Origin of the sequence: Hymenobacter cellulosilyticus, assembly GCF_022919215.1 — a bacterium.
GTDB lineage: Bacteria > Bacteroidota > Bacteroidia > Cytophagales > Hymenobacteraceae > Hymenobacter > Hymenobacter cellulosilyticus.
On the sequence record NZ_CP095046.1, the window covers coordinates 5625603 to 5641333 of the forward strand.

General features: G+C 58.5%; 12 protein-coding genes and 2 pseudogenes. 1 reads left to right on the forward strand and 13 read right to left on the reverse strand.

Annotation, left to right across the window (positions count from 1 at the left end; all coding sequences use genetic code 11):
* Window positions 1-78: 78 nt before the first annotated feature.
* The 12 genes and pseudogenes from leuB to MUN79_RS27575 all read right to left on the reverse strand — a co-directional run bounded on the left by leuB (window position 79) and on the right by MUN79_RS27575 (window position 13351).
* Entirely contained in the window at window positions 79-1200 is a 1122-nt protein-coding gene (gene leuB / locus MUN79_RS27525) for a 3-isopropylmalate dehydrogenase (protein WP_244675649.1), read from the reverse strand.
* A complete protein-coding gene (leuD, locus tag MUN79_RS27530; protein ID WP_244675650.1) occupies window positions 1188-1784 on the reverse strand; it encodes a 3-isopropylmalate dehydratase small subunit in 597 nt (198 codons plus the stop codon). Before leuD ends, leuB begins: the two co-directional genes overlap by 13 nt.
* Before the next feature lie 164 nt (window positions 1785-1948).
* On the reverse strand, window positions 1949-3343 hold the full coding sequence (leuC, locus tag MUN79_RS27535; RefSeq protein ID WP_244675651.1) for a 3-isopropylmalate dehydratase large subunit: 1395 nt from the start codon (window positions 3341-3343) through the stop codon (window positions 1949-1951).
* A gap of 159 nt (window positions 3344-3502) precedes the next feature.
* Window positions 3503-4669 carry a 2-isopropylmalate synthase gene (locus tag MUN79_RS27540; RefSeq protein ID WP_244675652.1) on the reverse strand — a complete coding sequence of 389 codons (1167 nt, stop codon included), beginning with the start codon at window positions 4667-4669 and terminating at the stop codon, window positions 3503-3505.
* 466 nt (window positions 4670-5135) lie between these two features.
* Entirely contained in the window at window positions 5136-5435 is a 300-nt protein-coding gene (locus tag MUN79_RS32145; RefSeq protein ID WP_375378276.1) for a hypothetical protein, read from the reverse strand.
* A gap of 81 nt (window positions 5436-5516) precedes the next feature.
* Window positions 5517-6409 (reverse strand): annotated as a pseudogene (locus tag MUN79_RS31550) (pyridoxal-phosphate dependent enzyme); the annotation flags it as partial.
* A complete protein-coding gene (gene ilvC, locus MUN79_RS27550; protein ID WP_244675653.1) occupies window positions 6402-7466 on the reverse strand; it encodes a ketol-acid reductoisomerase in 1065 nt (354 codons plus the stop codon). The pseudogene MUN79_RS31550 and the gene ilvC, both read right to left, overlap by 8 nt.
* A gap of 288 nt (window positions 7467-7754) precedes the next feature.
* A complete protein-coding gene (gene ilvN, locus MUN79_RS27555; RefSeq protein WP_244675654.1) occupies window positions 7755-8360 on the reverse strand; it encodes an acetolactate synthase small subunit in 606 nt (201 codons plus the stop codon).
* A gap of 147 nt (window positions 8361-8507) precedes the next feature.
* Window positions 8508-10174: pseudogene (gene ilvB / locus MUN79_RS27560) on the reverse strand (biosynthetic-type acetolactate synthase large subunit).
* Between the two features lie 88 nt (window positions 10175-10262).
* A complete protein-coding gene (ilvD, locus tag MUN79_RS27565) occupies window positions 10263-11924 on the reverse strand; it encodes a dihydroxy-acid dehydratase (protein ID WP_244675655.1) in 1662 nt (553 codons plus the stop codon).
* Between the two features lie 115 nt (window positions 11925-12039).
* Window positions 12040-12936, reverse strand: a complete 897-nt coding sequence (locus MUN79_RS27570) for a branched-chain amino acid transaminase (RefSeq protein ID WP_244675656.1) — start codon at window positions 12934-12936, stop codon at window positions 12040-12042.
* Between the two features lie 106 nt (window positions 12937-13042).
* Window positions 13043-13351 carry a hypothetical protein gene (locus MUN79_RS27575; protein ID WP_244675657.1) on the reverse strand — a complete coding sequence of 103 codons (309 nt, stop codon included), beginning with the start codon at window positions 13349-13351 and terminating at the stop codon, window positions 13043-13045.
* A gap of 94 nt (window positions 13352-13445) precedes the next feature.
* Between MUN79_RS27575 and MUN79_RS27580 the strand changes: the two genes are divergently transcribed.
* Entirely contained in the window at window positions 13446-14990 is a 1545-nt protein-coding gene (locus tag MUN79_RS27580) for a hypothetical protein (RefSeq protein WP_244675658.1), read from the forward strand.
* 71 nt (window positions 14991-15061) lie between these two features.
* Here the strand turns inward: MUN79_RS27580 and MUN79_RS27585 are convergent, their stop codons facing one another.
* Window positions 15062-15556 (reverse strand): hypothetical protein, encoded by a 495-nt coding sequence (locus tag MUN79_RS27585; RefSeq protein ID WP_244675659.1) that lies wholly within the window; start codon window positions 15554-15556, stop codon window positions 15062-15064.
* Window positions 15557-15731: the final 175 nt, after the last annotated feature.

A 15731-nucleotide genomic window follows, 5' to 3' on the forward strand; every position in this document is an offset into this window, starting at 1 on the left:
ACCGGCCCAAACCAGATTCGCTTAAACACAAAAAGCCCCGCCACATATGTGACGGGGTTTTTTATGGTCAAACCAATCTTAAATAATCGTGCTCAAACCAAGAGCAATGTTGTTCTTGTGCAGCTGGCAATCCAGAATATCCAGGATGCCATAGGCCACGAAGCTGCCCACCTGCTCGGTCGTGTAAGGTGACTTGGCGTTGAGTTCCGGGGTCAGCACGCCTTGCTCCAGGGCATTGTCCACGGCTTTGCGTACGGATTTGGCTTCTTCCTGTAGGCCAAAGTGCTCCAGCATCATGGCCGCCGACAGAATGGTGGCAATGGGGTTGGCAATGCCTTTGCCCTTAGCCTGGGGATAGGAGCCGTGAATGGGCTCAAACAGCGCGGTTTCGTCGCCTACCGAGGCCGAGGGTAGTAAGCCCAGGGAGCCGGCAATAACCGAAGCTTCGTCGGAGATGATGTCGCCAAACATGTTCTCGGTCAGAATCACGTCGAACTGCTTGGGGCTCAAAATCATCTGCATGGCTGCGTTGTCCACAAACAGATAATCGACCAGCACTTTGGGGTACTGTAGGGAAATATCCTGCACGACTTCGCGCCACAGCCGGGAAGTTTCCAGCACGTTGGCCTTGTCTACCAGCGTCAGCTTGCCGCGGCGCGCTTCTGCAGCCTGGAAGGCGCGGTGCGCAATCCGCTCGATTTCAAAACGGCTGTAGGTGCAGTTGTCGTAGGCCGAGCCGTCCTCGTTGCGGCCTTTCTCGCCGAAGTACACCCCGCCGGTCAGTTCCCGGAAGATGACCATGTCGGCGCCCTGAATCCGCTCCTTCTTCAGCGGCGAGTGTTCCAGCAGCCGGTCGTAGGCCGTCACGGGCCGAATGTTGGCGTACAGGCCCAGCGACTTGCGCAGGCGCAGCAGCCCTTGTTCGGGGCGCACCTTGGCACTGGGGTTGTTGTCATACTTGGGGTCGCCGATGGCCCCGAGCAGCACGGCATCGGCGCGGCGGCAGGCGTCGAGCGTAGCTTCCGGCAGCGGGTCGCCGGTCGCGTCGATGGCGCAGGCACCCATGAGCTGGTAATCGAAGGTAAAGTCGTGCCCAAATTTATCGGCTACGGCTTTCAGAGCCCGTACCGCCTCCTGACACACTTCTGGCCCGATACCGTCACCCGACAGCACCACGATTCGTTTGCTTAAAATACCCATTTGCGGAGCTGTTCATAGGTTTTAATGGCGTCGCGCTGGCTCACCAAATAGTCGATATCGTCGTAGCCGTTGATCAGGCACTCCTTCTTGTAAGCATCCAGCTCGAAGCTGATGCTGGCATCCCACACCGGTATAGCCAAAGTCTGGCTGGGCAAATCCACGACCAGCTGCGTTTCGGGCTCCAGCTCAATCTGCCGGAACAAGCCTTGCAATACTTCCTCCGAAACCTGCAGCGGCAGCAGACCCGTGTTCAGGGCATTGCCGCGGAAGATGTCGGCGAAGTAGCTGGAAATAACCACTTTGAAGCCCGCATCATACAAGGCCCAGGCAGCGTGTTCCCGGCTGGAGCCGCAACCGAAGTTTTTGCCGGCCAGCAGAATCTGGCCCTGATAACGCGGGTTATTCAACACGAAATCGGCCTTGGGCTGCCCGTCGGCCTGGTAGCGCCAGTCGGCAAACAGGTTTTGGCCAAACCCCTCCCGGGTGGTGGCCTTCAGGAAACGAGCCGGAATAATCTGGTCCGTATCGACGTTTTCGATGGGCAGCGGGACGACGCCCGAGCGGAGCGTTTGAAATTTTTCCATGGGTGGGACGAAATGGAAGTGATTCTATAGCCTGCGTCAAGTGAAAGAAGAAACCAGTTTCCGGTAGCGGGCTGGTCCGGCGGGCCCAAGGCCAGCTCCCTAGCTGATTCCTCCTCTCGCTTGCGTGCCGGGCGACGCTTGGGGCGCGGCAGAATGGCAGGTTGTTAATTCAAATACTGGGTGATGTCGACGATACGGCCCTCTACAGCTGTTATAGCGGCCACCAGCGGGCTGGCCAGCAAGGTGCGGGCCCCTGGGCCTTGGCGACCTTCGAAGTTGCGGTTAGAGGTCGACACGCAGTAAGCCCCGGCTGGAATCTTGTCGTCGTTCATGGCCAGACAGGCCGAGCAGCCGGGTTCGCGCAGCTCAAAGCCGGCTTCGGCTAATACTTGGTCGAGGCCTTCTTCTATGGCCTGCTTTTCCACTTGTTTGGAACCCGGCACAATGATGGCCTCCACGTGCCCGGCCTTGTGCTTGCCTTTCACGTAAGCTGCCACCGCCCGCAAATCCTCGATGCGGGAGTTGGTGCAGCTGCCGATAAAGACGTAGTTGATTTCCTTACCGAGCAAGGACTCACCCGGCTTAAAGCCCATGTAGGCCAATGACTTATCAAAGCTAGCCGCTTCCCCATCGGTGCCCAGCACCGGAATGGCACCGCTCAGGGCCATGCCCATGCCGGGGTTGGTGCCGTAGGTAATCATGGGCGTAATGGTGGCCGCGTCGAAGGTCAGGTCCGATTCAAACTCGGCGCCTTCCTCCGAATACAGAGTCTGCCAATACTCCACGGCCTGCTCCCACCGCTCCCCCTGCGGGGCGTAGGGCCGGCCGTGCAGGTACTCAAACGTGGTAGCATCGGGAGCAATAAGGCCGCCGCGGGCACCCATTTCGATGCTCATGTTGCAGACCGTCATCCGGCCTTCCATGCTCAGGCCCCGAATGGCGCTGCCGGCATACTCCACGAAGTAGCCGGTGGCCCCGCCCGTACCGAGCTTCGAAATAATGTAGAGAATCACGTCCTTGGCCGTCACGCCGGGCCGCAGCTGGCCGTCCACGGTGATGCGCATGCGCTTGGGCCGACTGATGAGCAGGCACTGCGAGGCCATTACCTGCGTGACCTGGCTGGTGCCAATACCGAAGGCAATGGCCCCAAAAGCGCCGTGGGTGGAGGTGTGACTGTCGCCGCACACGATGGTCATGCCCGGCTGAGTGATGCCTAGTTCCGGCCCGATGACGTGCACGATGCCCTGGTACTGGTGGCCCAGCCCGAACAGCTCCACACCAAACTTCTCACAGTTCTCGGTGAGCTTATCCACTTGGGAGCGACTCAGCGGATCCTGAATGGGCAGGTGCTGGTTGCGGGTCGGCACGTTGTGGTCGGCGGTGGCCAGAATCTGCTCCGGCCGGCTCAGGGGCAAGCCCCGCTCCTGCAGCTCGTCGAAAGCCTGCGGGCTGGTAACTTCGTGAATCAGGTGCCGGTCGATGTAAAACACCTCGAGCCCGCCCGGAATGGCTTTCACCACGTGGGCATCCCAGATTTTATCGAATAAGGACTTGGCCATGCTAGTTACTTTGAAGCCTTAGAGCGGTCTGCTTCCTCTTGCTGACTGGTTTGCCGCAGGGTTTTGCCCGCGTAGGTAAACCAATCGGTGCACCGGGGTGGACGGGCAGCGGCTTGCGGCGCTTCCTGGCTGATTTGTTGGGGCGCGTTCATCACGGTATTAGTTGGCGGCCACTAAGTTTTCCTGCTCCACCAAGATGTGCAGGTCAGTATCCACTACTTCTTTCTGACGGTCGGCCAGTTGCAGAAACGAGGCATAAGCCTTATTCAGGGCCGTTTTGTCGAAGTCGTAGCCAATTTTTTGTAGGCGGTACGCCAGGGCGGCGCGCCCCGAACGAGCGGTTAGTACAATCGACGAATCCGCCACGCCCACCTCGCGCGGATCAATGATTTCGTACGTCTCGCGGTGCTTAATAACGCCGTCCTGGTGTATCCCACTCGAATGCGAAAAGGCATTCGCTCCCACAATAGCTTTGTTGGGTTGCACCGGCATGGCCATCATATGCGACACCATGGCCGAGGTTTCGGCCAGGAGCTGCGTGGTGATGCTGGTGTCCAGATTGAGGTAAGGGTGCTGGCGCAGAATCATTACAACCTCCTCTAAAGCCGTGTTTCCGGCCCGCTCCCCTACCCCGTTAATCGTGCATTCAATCTGCCGGGCGCCGTTCATGACGCCAGCAATGGAGTTGGCCGTAGCCAAGCCCAAGTCGTTATGGCAATGCGTGGAAAGCGTCACGTTGTGCACGCCCCGCACGTTCTCGTACAGGTATTTAATTTTGGCGCCGTATTCCCCGGGCAGGCAATAGCCGGTCGTGTCGGGAATATTGAGCACCGTGGCTCCCGCCTTGATGGCCGCTTCGCAGACGCGGGCCAGGTACACGTTGTCGGTGCGGCCGGCATCTTCGGCATAAAACTCCACGTCTTCCACGAAAGACTTGGCTAGCTTGACGGCGGCCACAGCCCGCTCAATTACCTGCTCGGGCGTGGAGTTGAGCTTGAACTTGATGTGCGACTCGGAAGTACCAATACCGGTGTGAATGCGCGGATAGCGGGCGTGCCGCAATGATTCAGCCGCCACGCGAATGTCGTTTTCAACGGCTCGGGAAAGGCCGCAGACTGTAGCCTCCCGGGTTTGGGCCGCAATGGCTGCCACCGCGGCAAAGTCGCCGGGACTCGACACTGGGAAACCCGCCTCAATTACGTCGACGCCGAGTAGCTCCAGCTGCCGGGCAATAACCAGTTTTTCATCCTGGTTGAGCTTGCAGCCGGGCACCTGCTCACCATCGCGCAGGGTCGTATCGAAGATCTGAATTTTCTGAGCAGCCATGTTTTCGGAGTACTTACAGCGAATTGCTGCCCGCAAGTACACCGGTAAAACGCGTCAGGGAAAACAATTTCTCGGCACGCCTACTATTTCCAATAACGAGCTTTATATTTTTAATTATTTAATTATCAACTATATATAGTTTACACAAATACAACGGCTAACGCTAAAATTAGCGTTGCAGCGGCTTGGTGAAAGAGCGGGTAAAGTGAGCTAATGGAAGCATTCCCAGCTTTTATTAGCTCGCGTCGCCTGTCGTTCTGAGCTTTTCGAAGGATCTTCCTCCAGGTTCTGACCCACCTTTATTTAACATACAAAAGCCCTTTACCACTGGCGTAGTAAAAGGCTTTATGCAGTGAATGAGGCTTATCATTTAGGCGAGGCAGGTCCTTCGCAAGGCTCAGGATGACAGGCAACGAAAGTTACTATTGAGTAGAAATGCCTCGGCTACGCTCAGCATGATGTTCTTCTACACCAGCAGGCTTAGAAAGTCCTGCTTGCCGTTGAGGTACTCGTAGGCAAAGCCTTCCTCCTGCATCCGCTGCTGAATTCCCTCGATTTCGTGGGGCTTCTTGACTTCAATGCCGACGAAAACCGGTCCTTTTTCCTTGTTGTTCTTCTTAATGTACTGGAAGTGGATGATGTCGTCGTCGGGGTGGAGCACGTTGTTGACGAAGCGGCGCAGGGCCCCAGGTCGCTGGTTGAAGGTCACCATGAAGTAGTGCTTGAGGCCCTGGTGGCGCATGGCCCGCTCTTTGATGTCCTCCATGCGGGTGATGTCGTTGTTGCTGCCGCTGAGCACGCACACCACCGTTTTACCCCGAATTTCCTCGGCAAACTGGCGCAGGGCCGAGATGCTGAGCGTGCCGGCCGGCTCCAGCACGATGCCTTCCTCGTTGTACATCTTAAGCAGGTCTTCGCACACCTGACCTTCGGGCACTAAAACCACGTCGTCGAGCAGTTCCCGGCACAGCTCGAAGGTCAACGCGCCGGGGCACTTTACGGCCGCCCCGTCCACGAAGCTTTCGATGTGCGCCAGAGCCTGCCGCCGTCCCGCCTGAATGGCTTGCTGCATGGACGGCGCGCCCAAGGGCTGTACGCCGATGAGCTTGGTCTTCGGACTCAGCTGCCGAAACACGCTGCCCACGCCTGAGGCCAGACCTCCGCCCCGATGGGCATGAAAACGTAGTCAATGGCAGCAGGCGCGGCTTTCAGGATTTCCAAGCCCACGGTGGCCTGTCCTTCCACAATGGCCAAGTCATCAAACGGGTGGACGAAGGCGCTACCCCGCTCGTCGCAGAAAAGCTTGGCGGCCTGAAACGTGTCGTCGAAGGTGTTACCGGTCAGGATAACTTCGACCTGTTCCTGGCCGAAGAGACGCACTTTGCTCACTTTTTGGGCCGGCGTGTTGGCCGGCATGAAAATATAGCCCTTCAGCCCCAGCAATTGGCAGGCATAGGCCACACCCTGAGCGTGGTTGCCGGCACTGGCACATACTACTTCCCGGGCGCCCTGCTCCTGAGTCAGCGTGGCAATCTTATGGTAGGCGCCCCGAATTTTGTAGGAGCGCACTACCTGCAAGTCTTCCCGCTTCAGATATACCGACGCGCCATAGGCGGCCGAGAGGCCCAGGTTTTGCTGGAGCAGCGTTTCGTAAATCACGCCCTGCAGGTTGCGAGCAGCCTGCTCCACGTTTTCCAGCAGCACCGCGGGAACTGAAGGGGCTATAGTTTCGCTATGCATCGGCTTCGGCGGTTTTCTTCAGGGAGCGGAGCTGGCGCACGGTAGCACCCGTCTGCCACAGCTCCGAGTCCCGGACTTCCTTCAATTCCACTTCCAGTTCCTGGCGGTAGTTGGGCGTCGAGCCGCGCTGGATGGTGCGCTCCGCTTCCTTGCCCGAGGCTACGCTGTCGTAGAGCTCATTGAGGACCGGCAATGTGGCTTCGCGGAAGCGGCCTTTCCAGTCGAGGGCGCCGCGCTGGGCCGTTACCGAGCAATTGCTGAACATCCAGTCCATACCATTTTCGCCGACCAACGGCACCAGGCTCTGGGTCAGCTCCTCCACGGTTTCGTTGAAGGCTTCCGAAGGCGAGTGGCCGCGCTGGCGCAACACCTGGTACTGGGCCTCAATGATGCCGGCCAAGGCCCCCATCAGCACGCCCCGCTCCCCGGTCAGGTCGGAGTATACTTCCTTTCTGAAGTCGGTTTCGAACAGATAGCCCGAGCCCACGCCGATGCCCAGGGCAATGGCCTTTTCCAGGGCCTCACCGGTAGCATCCTGAAACACGGCGTACGAGGAGTTCAGGCCACCGCCCTGCAAATACAGACGGCGCAGGCTGGTGCCGCTGCCCTTGGGCGCTACCAGAATCACGTCCACGTCGGCGGGCGGAATGATGTTGGTCTGGTCGTTGAAGGTGATGCCAAAGCCGTGGGAGAAGTAGAGCGTTTTGCCCGGCGTCAGGTGCTGCTTGAGCGTGGGCCACAGCGCAATCTGGCCGGCATCCGACAGCAGGTTGGCAATGATGGTACCCCGCTCAGCGGCTTCCTCGATGGAGAACAGGGTTTCGCCTTCTACCCAGCCATCCTGCAGGGCCTTTTCCCAGGAAGGCGAGTCCTGGCGCTGACCAATGATGACGTTGAAGCCGTTGTCGCGCAGGTTTAGCGCCTGACCCGGACCCTGCACCCCGTATCCAATCACGGCAATGACTTCGTCCTTGAGGTAGGCCTGGGCCTTGAACAGCGGATATTCGTCGCGGGTGATTACAGTTTCGTCTACGCCGCCAAAGTTGATGGTTGCCATGATGGAAATGGGTAAGGGTGAATGTTGAGTGTTAAATTGATTTTGAGCTAAAAGGCCTGCTAGTTTATCCTCCTGTGGGCGTCATGTCGAGCCCGGCGAGACATCTCGCGTGCTGACGTTGTTGATTCTGGTTGCAAAGACCGTCATGCCGAGGGGAGTCGAAGCATCTCTACTGCTTCGCTGCAACGGCATTGATTCCCATGGCACGCGAGATTCCTCGACTGCGCTTTGCTCCGCTCGGAATGACGAACTGGTAGAACGTTTCCGTTAAACCGGCTGCCAATGCAGCTACATGGTAAAGACCTCGTCGCGGCGGTTGAGGAACTCGTTTTCCACGACTTCTGAGCCGGGCTCGGTGCGCTCAAACTCGCGCAACTTGCGGTTGAACCCGTCGCTGTGCTTGATGATGGCAATGCGGGCCGAGCGCACGAACTCGATGAGGCCGTAGGGTTGCAGCACCCGGATCAGGTTGTCGGTTTCCTCGCGGTGGCCGGTGGTTTCAAATACCGTGTAATCCTTGCGGATCACCACGGCACGGGCACCGTACTCGCGCAGCAGGCGCTCCACGGAGGCTTTTTCGGCGATGACATCGGTGGGCACTTTGTAGAGCGCCATTTCCTGCCAGATGACTTCTTGGTTGGTGTTGTAGTAGACCTTGAGCACTTCCACCTGCTTTTCGATCTGCTTGGCAATCTTGCGCACCACGTCCTCAGTTTCGTGAATCACGATGTTGAAGCGGTGAATTCCCTCGATTTCCGAGGGCGAGGTATTCAGGCTTTCGATGTTGATTTTGCGGCGCGAGAAGATGATGGCAATGCGGTTGAGCAAGCCAATCTGGTTCTCGGTGTAGGCCGTGATGTTGTATTCCTGCCGGTCGATGGGATGCTCACTCATGGCTTCTCACTGTTTAGACTAAGCGTCAAGCAGAGGCGTAGCCGAAGCATTTCGCGTGCTGATGTTGTTATAGCAAATGATTTTAGCGCTGCACGTGAGATGTCTCGCTGGGCTCGACATGACGTTGTTCTACTTCGTCACTCCTTTCTACCGCAGCCGGATTTCGCTCACGCTGCAGCCTTGAGGCACCATGGGGAAGATGTTGTTTTCCTTGGTCACCATGACTTCCAGCAGAAAGGAACCCGGGTGCTGCAGCATTTCCTGCAGGCTGCTTTTCAACTCTTGCCGCTCCGCCACCCGCTTGCCACTGATGCTGTAGCCGCGGGCCACGGTCACGTAGTCGGGGCTGGCGATGTTGACGAAGGAATAGCGCCGCTCGTGAAACAGCTCCTGCCATTGGCGCACCATGCCCAAGAACTGGTTATTGAGAATGATGATCTTCACGTCCACGCCGGTTTGCATGATGGTGCCCAGCTCCTGAATGGTCATCTGGATGCCCCCGTCGCCGATGATGGCCACTACTGGCCGGTCGGGGCGGCCAAACTTGGCTCCGATGGCGGCCGGCAGGGCAAACCCCATGGTGCCCAGGCCGCCGCTGGTGATGTTGCTGCGCGAGTGGTTGAACTTCGCGTAGCGGCAGGCTACCATTTGGTGCTGGCCCACGTCGGTTACCACAATGGCCTCGCCCTGGGTCAGCTCATTCAGCTGCTGAATCACCTCCCCCATGGTCAGCTCATCAGAAGTCGGAAACAGCTCGTCCTGAATGACGGCGGCCACTTCCTCGGCCTGAAACTGCTCGAAGCGCAGCCGCCACTGCGGATGCGTTTTGGCTTCGATAAGCTCAGTAAGCAAGGGCAGGGTTTCCTTGCAGTCGCCCCAAACTGGCACCGTAGCGGCCACGTTTTTGTCGATTTCGGTGGGGTCGATATCGAGGTGAATGACCTGGGCCTGCTTGGCGTATTTGTCGAGGCGGCCCGTCACCCGGTCGTCGAAGCGCATACCGATGGCGATGAGCACGTCGCACTCATTGGTCAGCACGTTGGGGCCGTAGTTGCCGTGCATGCCCAGCATGCCCACGTTCAGCGGGTGGTCGGTAGGCAAAGCTCCGGCTCCCAGAATCGTCCAGGCGGCTGGAATACCGCTTTTGTCAATGAAGGCGCGAAATTCAGCTTCGGCTTGACCCAACAACACTCCCTGACCCACAGAACCAACGGACGCGCCGCCCGATTAATCAGCTCCGCTGCCTGCCGGATGTACTCGGGCCGCACAATGGGCGCGGGCCGGTAGCTGCGGATGTGGTTGCAGGGTTGATACTCCGCAAAGTCGTGCTTCTGGAGCTGGGCATTCTTGGTAATATCAATGAGCACCGGGCCGGGCCGGCCGCTGCGGGCAATGTAAAAGGCCTTTGCCAGGGCCTCGGGCAGCTGACTGGCTTCCGTGACCTGGAAATTCCACTTGGTAACCGGCGTGGTGATGTTGATGATGTCGGTTTCCTGGAAAGCGTCGGTGCCCAGCAAGTGCGCAAAAACCTGCCCGGTGATGCACACCAGCGGGGTGCTGTCAATCTGGGCGTCGGCCAGGCCGGTCACCAGGTTCGTAGCCCCCGGTCCGCTGGTAGCAAACACGACGCCTACTTTGCCTGAGGCCCGGGCGTAGCCCTGGGCCGCGTGAATGCCGCCCTGCTCGTGGCGCACCAGCACGTGGTTGAGCTGCCCGTCGAAGTCATACAGCGCGTCGTAGATGGGAATGATGGCGCCGCCCGGATAGCCGAAAATCGTGTCTACGCCTTCGGCCAGCAGGGCCCGCAAAGTCATTTCCGCCCCGACATCGTTTGGAGGGCCGTTTCCGGCAACAGCTGAGTTGTCTTTTCCTGGATCAACATAGTCTTGGGGTTTGACGGACTCACGAATCAGTAATGCACCCCTCGCTGGCCGAGCCCACGGTGCGGATGTATTTGCGCAATACGCCCCGGGGCGCATTCACGGCCGGTGGCGTCCACTGGGCGCGGCGGGCGGCCAGCTCGGCTTCGTCTACCAGCACGGTCATCGTGTTATTGGCCGCGTCCAGCACCACTTGGTCGCCGTTGCGGACCAGGGCAATGGGCCCGCCGTCGTAGGCCTCGGGGCTCACGTGGCCGATGACGAAGCCGTGGGTGCCGCCCGAAAAGCGCCCGTCGGTGACCAGAGCCACTTTGTCGCCCAGCCCGGCCCCGATGATGGCCGAGGTCGGCTTGAGCATTTCGGGCATACCCGGTCCGCCCTTGGGCCCCACGTAGCGGATAATCACCACCTGCCCGGGCTGTACCTGGCTCAGACCTTCGTTCAATTCTTCCTCCGAGTCGAACACGCTGGCCGGGCCCTCGAAGCGGGTGCCCTCCTTACCGGTAATTTTAGCCACGGCGCCTTCCGGAGCCAGATTGCCGTAGAGAATCTGGATGTGACCGTCGGCTTTGATGGGGTTCGAAAACGGCCGCAGTAAGTCCTGCTCCTCACCCAGAGCGGAAATACCGGCCAGGTTTTCAGCCAGCGTTTTGCCCGTCACGGTCAGCAGGTCACCGGTCAGCAGTCCTTCGTTGAGTAGGGTTTTCATTACCGCTGGCACCCCACCCAGGGCCGACAAATCCTCCATCAGGTACTTGCCGCTGGGCTTCAGATCGGCCAGCATGGGTACCCGGTTGCTTACCGCCTGGAAGTCCTGCAGGGTCAACTTCACCCCGGCCGCGTCGGCAATGGCCATCAGGTGAATCACCGCGTTGGTGGAGCCACCCAGGGCCGTAATAAGCACCATGGCGTTTTCGAAGGCCTCGCGCACCAGAATGTCGCGGGGCTTGAGGTCCATTTCCAGCAGGCGCAGCAGGTACTCGCCGGTGCGCAGGCACTCCTCGCGCTTCTGCTGACTTACGGCCGGCGCCGACGACGAATACGGCACCGACATGCCCAGCACTTCGGCCGCCGAGGCCATGGTATTGGCTGTGTACATGCCGCCGCAGGCCCCGGGGCCCGGGCAGGCGTGTTTGATAATGCCGCGGTAATCTTCGTCGGAAATATTGTTCTGCAGCTTCTTGCCGTAGGCCTCGAAGCACGACACGATGTTGAGCTGCTGCCCTTTGAACTCCCCGCCCTTAATTGTGCCGCCGTATACCATCAGCGCCGGGCGGTTTAGCCGCGCCATGGCCATCAAAGAGCCGGGCATGTTTTTGTCGCAGCCCACCACGCAGGCCAGCGCGTCGTAGTTGTGGGCCCCGGCCATGGCCTCGATGGAATCAGCAATGATTTCGCGCGACACCAACGAGTAGCGCATGCCCGGCGTGCCGTTGGTAATGCCGTCGGAAACGCCAATGGTGTTGAACCGCAGCCCCACCAGCCCGTGCGCCTGCACGCCTTCCTTTACATGGTCGGCAAGGCCGTTCAGGTGCATGTTGCAGGTGTTGCCGTCGAAGCCGGTGGAGCAGATGCCCACGAACGGCTTGCGCAGGTCGGCCTCCGACAAGCCCGAGCCAATAAGCATGGCCTGGGAAGCGGGCAAACTGTCGTTCTGGGTGTAAATGCGGCTGTATTTGTTCATCTGAAAAGGGCACGACTGGGCCGTCGGGCGCGGAAACGCGCCCGGGCATGCGGGCTGTTTGTTTTAGAATATTACCCGGAGAGCAGCTCAGCTACCGGGCGCGGGTGCTGCTTCCCTAGCGTTGAACCAGGTGCGCCGGAACCAGCACACCAGTTACCAGGTCGTGGTAGCGGCTGGCTAGCTGAGCCCCGATGGTTTCGGCAAAAGGCTTTTCAAACACCACATCATCCACCGACGAGACACCGATAACCTCGGCGGCGGTGCCGGTCATGAAGGCACCTTGCGCGCCTTGCAGCTCGGCCGGGGTGAAAAACTGCTCGTGCACCCGAATACCGGCTTCGCGGGCCAGATCAATAATAGTATTGCGGGTGATGCCGCGCAGAATGCTGCCGGCCGGGGCCGTATACAGTTCTCCGTCTCTCTCGAAAAAGAAGTTGGCGCCGGGTCCTTCGGCCACGTAGCCGTTCATGTCCAGCAGCAAGGCTTCGTCGTAGCCCCGGCCCTTGGCCTCGGAGCTGGCAATGATGGAGTTGACGTAGTGCCCGGCCACTTTGGCTTCAATCGGCACGGCCTTGGGGTTGGGCCGCTCGTAGGGCGACACCGTCAGGCGCAGGCTTTGGTCGCCCAGGTACTTGCCCCACTCCCACACGGCCATCAGCAGGTTGCCGGTCGTGGCGTGCTTCAGGCTCATATTGGGCGTGGCGGCGTAGGCCAGGGGCCGAATGTAGGCGTCGGTTAGCCCGTTTTTTTCCAGCAGCTGGTAGGTTATCTGGGTCAGTTCCTCCACCGAGTAGTTTAGCGGCAGCCCGATGGCCTGGCAGGAGTAGTGAAACCGCTCGTAATGCTCCCGTGCTTTGAAAACCTGGGAACCCTGGGGCGTATTATAGGCCCGGATGCCCTCGAAAACGGCGTATCCGTAGTGCAGCGACTGGGCGTAAGCCCCACAGGTAGCCTCGGAGGCCGGCACGAACTCACCATCCAGGAAGGCGACGGTGTTACTGTTGAAATACATAAACGGTGAGGTTAAGTGGAAGCAGTTGGCAGGAGCAGGTAGTAAAAAAGCCTTCCTGAGCGCGGGGCTTAGAAAGGCTCGTTTGTGGCAAACAAAAGCAGTCCCTTCAGCCCAGCGGCGGCGGAATAATGACCCGAATGACGACTAGAAAGGCGAAGAGCATGGCAAAAGGCAGACGGGCGGCGGGGTTGGTGCAAACGAAGCGTAGCCCTGCAATCCACTTGGTTTTATTTAAATTGGTGGTCAGCAATTCCAATTGCCGGGCAATAACTGGCGACGGATTCTGGTTTGAGTTGTCTGCGGGTTCCGGAATTTGAGCGGTGATTAGCCAAAGTCGGAAGCAGTTGTAACTTGCCCGGAAGTAGCCGGCTAGTGCCCTAAGCTGCCAGCAAGTAGCAGCCGCAGCAGCCCCCACGAAAACCAATATGTAGGATAACCACTATTTCCAATTATAGCTTATATCTCTGCAATTACCTGAAATACAAACACTTACCAAACAAGCCATTACAATGCCTAACGAAAGCATTGACCCTGTTTTTCAGTTAATTAAGTCCTTAACCCGCTCTGAAAAGCGGCACTTCCGGCTGTTTACCAACCGTCAGGGCTCCAACGAAGGCCTGAAGTTTCTGCAACTCTTCGACGCCCTCGACGGGCAGGCAGCCTACGACGAAGAGCGAGTACTGGCCCAGGTGCCGGCTATCAAAAAAGTGCAAGTGGCCAACCTGAAGGCCAACCTTTACAAGCAGCTGCTGGCCAGCCTGCGCATGTACCACTCGGGCCAGAACCTCGACATTCAGCTGCACGAGCAGCTCGACTACGCCCGGGTGCTCTACAACCGCGGCCTCTACCAGCAGAGTCTCAAAATGCTGGAGAAAGTAAAGCAGACCGCCCATCAGGTCGAAATGCCCCATATTGCCCTGCTGGCCCTGGATTTTGAGAAGCTCATTGAGTCGCAATACATTACGCGCAGCTTGCGGGGCCGGGCCGAGGTGCTGTCGGCGGAGTCCTCCGACACGGCTGCGCACGTGGCCCAGATGCACGAATTGTCTAACGTGGCGCTGCGCATGTACGGGTTATACCTGAAAATCGGGCACGTCCGCAACCAGGAAGACTACGACAACATCACGGCCTACTTTCACGACGCCCTACCGACGGTAGATATGCAGCAGGCCGGCTTTTACGAGCGGCTCTACTACTACCAGGCCCACGTGTGGTACCATACCATCACCCAGAATTTCCCGGCCTGCTTCCGTTACGCCCAGAAATGGGTGGATTTGTTTGAACAGAACCCGCCCATGAAGGAGCAGCAAACCATGCTCTACATCAAGGGCCTGCACAACCTACTGATTTCGCTCTACAACCTGCTCTACTTCAGCAAGTTCATCGAAGTACTCGAAACCCTGGAGGCCTTTGCCGCCGACCCGGAGCGCCGCACCAACCCGAATACGGAGATGCTGCTGTTCTTGTACATCTACACCAACCGCATCAACGCCTACTTCCTGCAGGGCCGCTTTACGGCCGGCCTGACGCTTATTCCTGACTTGCTCGACAACCTCGACCGGTTCCAGGTGCAGCTCGATTCGCACCGCCGGCTCGTGTTCTACTACAAGATTGCCAGCCTATATTTCGGCAGCGGCAACAACGACAAGGCCATTGAGTACCTCACCAAAATAATCCAGTTTCGGGACGTGAGCCTGCGCGAGGACATTCAGTGCTTTGCTCGCATCCTGAACTTGATTGCCCACTATGAAGCCGGCCGCGACGAGGCGTTGGAGTACCAAATCAAGTCGGTGTACCGCTTTCTGGGCAAGATGAACGACCAGCAGCAGATGCAGGTGGCCATCTTCCAGTTTCTGCGCAGCGTGGGCGACGTGGCCCCCGACGAGCTGAAGGCTGCCTTTATTCAACTCAAGGAGCAGCTAATCCGCATTGCCGCCCAACCCTTTGAGCGCCGTCCCTTCCTCTACCTCGACATTATTTCCTGGCTGGAAAGCAAAATTGAGAATGTGCCGGTTCAGGAAATCATGCAGCGCAAGTTCCGGGGACTGAAGTAGGATTTGCCGCAAACAAAAACAGGAGCCCTGCGGGCTCCTGTCTGAAAACGTTTGGTTTGAAGCTTTAGCGGCTAGGCGCTGTGAAAAGCGGGCAGCTTGCTTTCGGCCAGGCGCTGCTCCATCAGGGTTTTGCTGGCCAGCACGATGGTAGCAAAGCCCTGGGGCACTTCGGTGTAGCGTAGCGTCACCTGCGGGTCGGTCCAGTTCTCGCTCTTGGCTGCCACGCGCTGGCTGGGGCCGTATTCCGTGAGGAGCAGGTTGTGAATGCCTTTGCAGTTCACGTCGCCCATCACGCGCAACTCTATTGAGCAAAGCTTGTCTTTATAAAAACCGTAGCTGATTCCGGTGACGGTGTAGCCGCCAACCTGCAGATTTTCGCGCTTGCTGGTGTAGTATACCGTCTGGGTGCTGGTCTCGACCCGCTCGGGCACCAGGTGCCGAAACTTGTGTACGTCGGTGCCCAAGGTGGCCCGCCGTTGTTCCAGAACGTGCCCAGCCTTGCCCGACTGTGCTACTACGGGGCCGGCAAGGGCCAGCATGAGCGAGAATGCAGCCAGGTATTTCATGGGCTCGGGTTGATAAAAGCGGCCCATAAGATTAATAAAAAAGATTAATAAAAACTACTTTTTCTATTCTTAGAACCTGCTACTCAAGGCTGAAGCGCTGTAGCTGGTCTTTCGTGCAAGTATAAAAAAAGTGCGCACCAGCCAAGCCGATGCGCACCTGAATTAGGCCAACGAA

Bases quoted from the DNA above. Each gene is read 5' to 3' on its own strand.
- leuB (WP_244675649.1), bottom strand. From the start codon at position 1,200: ATGGGTATTTTAAGCAAACGAATCGTGGTGCTGTCGGGTGACGGTATC.
- leuD (WP_244675650.1), bottom strand. From the start codon at position 1,784: ATGGAAAAATTTCAAACGCTCCGCTCGGGCGTCGTCCCGCTGCCCATC.
- leuC (WP_244675651.1), bottom strand. From the start codon at position 3,343: ATGGCCAAGTCCTTATTCGATAAAATCTGGGATGCCCACGTGGTGAAA.
- MUN79_RS27540 (WP_244675652.1), bottom strand. From the start codon at position 4,669: ATGGCTGCTCAGAAAATTCAGATCTTCGATACGACCCTGCGCGATGGT.
- MUN79_RS32145 (WP_375378276.1), bottom strand. From the start codon at position 5,435: ATGGAGGACATCAAAGAGCGGGCCATGCGCCACCAGGGCCTCAAGCAC.
- ilvC (WP_244675653.1), bottom strand. From the start codon at position 7,466: ATGGCAACCATCAACTTTGGCGGCGTAGACGAAACTGTAATCACCCGC.
- ilvN (WP_244675654.1), bottom strand. From the start codon at position 8,360: ATGAGTGAGCATCCCATCGACCGGCAGGAATACAACATCACGGCCTAC.
- ilvD (WP_244675655.1), bottom strand. From the start codon at position 11,924: ATGAACAAATACAGCCGCATTTACACCCAGAACGACAGTTTGCCCGCT.
- MUN79_RS27570 (WP_244675656.1), bottom strand. From the start codon at position 12,936: ATGTATTTCAACAGTAACACCGTCGCCTTCCTGGATGGTGAGTTCGTG.
- MUN79_RS27580 (WP_244675658.1), top strand. From the start codon at position 13,446: ATGCCTAACGAAAGCATTGACCCTGTTTTTCAGTTAATTAAGTCCTTA.
- MUN79_RS27585 (WP_244675659.1), bottom strand. From the start codon at position 15,556: ATGAAATACCTGGCTGCATTCTCGCTCATGCTGGCCCTTGCCGGCCCC.